General features: G+C 65.1%; 4 protein-coding genes. 3 read left to right on the forward strand and 1 reads right to left on the reverse strand.

Translation table 11 applies throughout. The features are described from left to right. On the forward strand, positions 1-312 hold a 312-nt coding region (locus GIW02_RS26820; protein ID WP_456362094.1), incomplete at its 5' end, for an NAD(P)-dependent oxidoreductase. Positions 313-448: 136 nt separating this feature from the next. Here the strand turns inward: GIW02_RS26820 and GIW02_RS26825 are convergent. After that, positions 449-1,321 (reverse strand): LysR substrate-binding domain-containing protein, encoded by an 873-nt coding sequence (locus GIW02_RS26825; protein WP_236418345.1) that lies wholly within the window; start codon positions 1,319-1,321, stop codon positions 449-451. A 111-nt stretch (positions 1,322-1,432) separates the two neighbouring features. Between GIW02_RS26825 and GIW02_RS26830 the strand changes: the two genes are divergently transcribed. Both GIW02_RS26830 and GIW02_RS26835 read left to right on the forward strand, forming a co-directional pair. Next, positions 1,433-3,058 (forward strand): 5-guanidino-2-oxopentanoate decarboxylase, encoded by a 1,626-nt coding sequence (locus GIW02_RS26830; RefSeq protein ID WP_236418346.1) that lies wholly within the window; start codon positions 1,433-1,435, stop codon positions 3,056-3,058. Further along, the gene (locus GIW02_RS26835; protein ID WP_236418348.1) at positions 3,055-4,497 is read left to right on the forward strand and encodes an aldehyde dehydrogenase family protein; all 1,443 of its coding nucleotides are present in this window, start codon (positions 3,055-3,057) and stop codon (positions 4,495-4,497) included. Before GIW02_RS26830 ends, GIW02_RS26835 begins: the two co-directional genes overlap by 4 nt. Positions 4,498-4,649 lie beyond the last annotated feature (152 nt).

The following is a 4,649-nucleotide window of genomic DNA, read 5'->3' on the forward strand; positions in this document are numbered from 1 at the left end:
CTGTTGCTGCCGGGTGGGGGTCGGGTGATCGACAGCGAAGGCTTCCCTGCCGAATACAAAGCTGAAGCCTCTGCAGGCGCCGCGTTCCTCAACGTGCTGCGTGAGGACAAGGATCTGGATTGGACCTTCCTGTCGCCGTCGGCGGAGTTCGTCGAAACCGAGCGCACCGGCACGTTCCGTCTGGGCCAGGATGATTTGCTGGTCAGCAGCACAGGCCGCAGCTGGATCAGCTTTGCCGACTACGCCATCGCCCTGATCGACGAAGTCGAAACACCCAAGCACTCCCGCCAACGCTTCACCGTCGGCTACTGACCCTGCGCGGTCAAAAATGTGGGAGGGGGCTTGCCCCCGATGGCGGTGGGTCAGTTGGAACAGTTCTGGCTGACACACCCTCATCGGGGGCAAGTCGAATCGTCGCACCGCCCCTCCCACATTTTGATCTTCAATGTCAGGACTGTTGCGCCTGGCTGACAAGCCAGTTCATCAAGGCTTCCAGCCCCGGCGAAGGCGCGGTACCCGGTGGATACACCAGGTAATACCCCATCCCCGTCGCCACCCGCAGTTCAAACGGCGTCGCCAACCGGCCGGCCTTGAGGTCCTCGCCAATCAGCGCGCTGTCGCCAATTGCCACGCCGGACCCCTGTGACGCCACCGTCATGGCCAGATCCAGTGTCTCAAAATGATGACCCTGGCTCAGATTGCCCAGCCGCGTGTTCGCCGCCTTGAGCCACAACGCCCAGTCCCGCTCATCCCGCGTGGGGTGCAGCAGCACCTGTTGCTGCAGGTCTGCCGGTGCGTGCAAGGCATCGAGCAACGCGGGCGCACAGACCGGGGTGAGCTGCTCGTCGAACAGGTGCCGTGCCTCGGCTGGCTGTTCGGCGATCGGCGCATAGATCACCGCCGCGTCGAAGGGCTCGCGGCGAAAGTCCACGGTGTAGGCCACAGTGGTGGTGAGTTCCACCGGCACGTCCGGGCGTTCGCGTTGCCACTGCAGCAGGCGTGGCAACAGCCAGCGCATCACACAGGTGGAGGCCTTGAGTTGCAAGGTTTCACGGCGGCTGCCGATCTGCTCCACCGCCTCATCGATCAGGCCGAACACCTGTTGCACCCGCAGCGACCATTCACGGCCCTCATCGGTCAGGCTCAAGCCTCGCGCCTGGCGCTGGAACAGCGCGTAGCCCAAGTGGCTTTCCAGCCCGGCGACCTGGCGGCTCACCGCGCCCTGGGTGATGTGCAGTTGCTCGGCGGCACGGGTGAAATTGCGGCACTGGGCCGTGACCCAGAAGGTGTGCAACGCGGGCAGCGGCGGGAGGCGTTTCATAAGGGCTGAGCCATGACGTGAAGACATGGCTAGTATGACTTTTTATCGATTGTTGTCGCTACCGGCCAGCCGGTCCAATACCGCCTCGAATCCATAACAAGAGCGACATGTATGGCGACCTGCGGCGAAGTATTGGTCAACCTCCTGGAAAGCTACGGCGTCGACCAGGTGTTCGGCATCCCCGGCGTGCACACCGTAGAGCTGTATCGCGGCCTGGCCCGCTCGAGCATCCGTCACGTCACGCCGCGCCATGAACAGGGCGCTGGTTTTATGGCCGACGGCTATGCGCGTACCAGCGGCAAACCGGGCGTGTGCTTTATCATCACCGGCCCCGGCATGACCAATATCACCACGGCCATGGGCCAGGCCTACGCCGACTCGATCCCGATGCTGGTGATTTCCAGCGTGCAATCGCGCAGCCAATTGGGCGGTGGGCGCGGCAAGCTGCATGAGCTGCCGAACCAGGGCGCGATGATCGCCGGCGTAGCCGCGTTCTCGCACACCTTGATGTCGGCGGCAGAGTTGCCGGGCGTGCTGGCCCGCGTCTTTGCGCTGTTTCAGGCGGGGCGGCCGCGCCCGGTGCACATCGAGATTCCGCTGGATGTGCTGGTGGAAAACGCCGACGCACTGCTGGGCAGCCAGCCGGTCAGCGTGGCCCGTGCCGGTGCGGCACCGTCGGCGGTCAAGCAGATGAGCCAGTTGCTGGCAGCGGCCAAGCGCCCGCTGATCCTGGCCGGTGGCGGCGCGATTGACGCGGCGCCTGCATTGACGCGCCTGGCCGAGACGCTCGGCGCGCCGGTAGCCCTGACCATCAACGCCAAGGGCATGCTGCCTGCCAACCACCCGCTGCTGCTCGGCTCGACGCAAACCCTGGTCGCCACGCGTGCAGTGGTCGCCGAAGCCGACGTGGTGCTGGCCATCGGCACCGAGCTGGCGGAAACCGACTACGACGTCACCTTCGCCGGGGGGTTTGAAATACCCGGCGCGCTGCTGCGCATCGATATCGACCCGGACCAGACCGTGCGCAACTACCCGCCGCAGGTCGCGCTGGTGGCGGACGCACAGATTGCCGCCGACGCCTTGCTGGCCGAGCTGAACAGCAAGCCTCTGGCGGCCCGCGATGCGCACTGGGGTGCGCAGCGTGTCGCCCGCCTGTGGGCCGAACTGGCGCCCACCTGGGACGCCGCCACCCGCGCGCAAACCCTGTTTCTGAACACCGTATTGGAGCAATTGCCGGGCGCGGTGCTGGTGGGCGATTCGACCCAGCCGGTGTACAGCGGCAACCTGACCCTGAACCTCGACCACCCGCGCCGTTGGTTCAACTCGTCGACCGGCTACGGCACCCTGGGCTACGCGCTGCCCGCCGCCATTGGCGCCTGGCTCGGGCGCGGCGATGGGCAACCGGTGGTGTGCCTGATCGGCGATGGCGGGCTGCAATTCAGCCTGCCGGAACTGGCCAGCGCCGTGGAGGCGCGCACGCCGATCATCGTGTTGCTGTGGAATAACCAGGGTTATGAGGAGATCAAGAAATACATGCTCAACCGCGCTATCGAGCCGGTCGGTGTGGACATCTACACCCCGGACTTTATCGGTGTGGCCAAGGCCTTGGGGTGCGCGGCGCAGAGCGTCCAAGGTGTCGAATCGCTACGCAGCGCCTTGCGCAGCGCCGCGGATCGCCCCGGGCCGACGCTGATCGAAGTCAACCAGAGTGTGTGGATGACGGAGGTTGCAGCATGAGCGCAGTATTGAACGGCCTGTATATCAATGGCGCGTGGCGTGCCGGCCCTGCGCTACTCGAGGTGATCAACCCGGCCACCGAGCAGGCATTGGCCCAGGTCAGCGTCGGCGATGCCAACGCGGTGACCGAGGCGGTCGATGCGGCCAGCGCGGCCTTTGCCCGCTGGTCCAACAGCACCGGCCATGAGCGCGGCGCGCTGCTGCGCAAGGTCGCCCAAGGGGTCAGCGCGCAGCGCGAACACCTGATGCGCGTGCAGTCGAGCAACAACGGCAAGCCGCTGTTTGAAGCGGGTATCGACGTGGATGACGTGATCGCCACGTTCAATTACTACGCCGACCTCGCCGAACACCTGGACGCCCGCCAGGACCAACCCGTGGCGCTGCCCAGCGATGCGTTCAGTGCCCGCCTGCGCCGCGACCCTTGCGGTGTGGTGGGGTTGATCGTGCCGTGGAATTTCCCGATGGTGACCACCGCCTGGAAACTCGCCCCGGCCCTCGCTGCCGGTTGCTGCGTGGTGCTCAAGCCCTCGGAAGTCACCCCGCTGGCGGAGCTGCACTTGGCGCAGATCATTGCCGACGCGGGCTTCCCGACGGGCGTGTTCAACCTGGTGTGCGGCACGGGCCTGGCGGTGGGTGCGCCGCTGGCAGCCGAGCGTCGCGTGGCGAAGATTTCGTTCACCGGCAGCAACGCGGTCGGCGTGCAGGTGATGCAACGCGCCGCGGAAACCATCAAGGGGGTAAGCCTGGAGTTGGGCGGTAAATCTTCGCTGCTGGTGCTGGCGGATGCCGACCTCGAACTGGCCGTGGAGTTGGCGTGCGGCGGCGGTTTTTTCAACGCCGGGCAAATGTGCTCCGCGACCAGCCGTGTGCTGGTGGCTGACAGCCTGGCCGATGAATTCCTGCAACGCTTGCAGGCGCGGGCTGAAGCCATTCGTGTGGCCGAGCCGTTTGCCGACGATGTGGAAATGGGCGCGCTGATCAACGGTGCGCAGTATCAGCGGGTACTCGGGCATATCCAGCAAGGTCTGCGGGACGGCGCGCGGCTGCTGTGTGGCGGGGAGCGTCCGGCGGACCTGGCAAAGGGTTATTTCATTCGCCCCACGGTGTTCACCGATGTGCCGTTGGACAGCGCGTTGTGGAACGCAGAAATTTTCGGCCCGGTGCTGTGCGTAAGACGTTTTGCCACTGAGGACGAGGCCATCGCCCTGGCCAACGACAGCGATTTCGGCCTGGTGGCCAGTGTGGTCAGCGCCGATACCGACACTGCCGAGCGTGTAGCCAATGCCTTGCAGGCCGGTATGGTGTGGATCAACGCCCCGCAGGTGATCTTCCCGCAGACGTCCTGGGGCGGTTACAAACAGAGCAGCATTGGTCGCGAGCTGGGGCCATGGGGGCTGGCGGCGTTTCAGGAGATCAAGCATGTGATCCGCTCTGTGTAACACCACAGTTCCATGTGGGAGGGAGCAAGCCCCCTCCCCCATTTTTATGCGTGCGGTGTCAGTTGCCCGCAATTTTTAGATACCCCCTGCGACTTTCTGATTTGCCCCCTCCCTGGCTCTTATATACATTCTCCTACCCACCAGAACACGAG

Origin of the sequence: Pseudomonas syringae (genome assembly GCF_021606685.1) — a bacterium.
Classification (GTDB): Bacteria; Pseudomonadota; Gammaproteobacteria; order Pseudomonadales; family Pseudomonadaceae; genus Aquipseudomonas; species Aquipseudomonas syringae_R.

Coding starts and splice junctions, on each gene's coding strand:
- GIW02_RS26825 (WP_236418345.1), bottom strand. CDS start 1,321: ATGAAACGCCTCCCGCCGCTGCCCGCGTTGCACACCTTCTGGGTCACG.
- GIW02_RS26830 (WP_236418346.1), top strand. CDS start 1,433: ATGGCGACCTGCGGCGAAGTATTGGTCAACCTCCTGGAAAGCTACGGC.
- GIW02_RS26835 (WP_236418348.1), top strand. CDS start 3,055: ATGAGCGCAGTATTGAACGGCCTGTATATCAATGGCGCGTGGCGTGCC.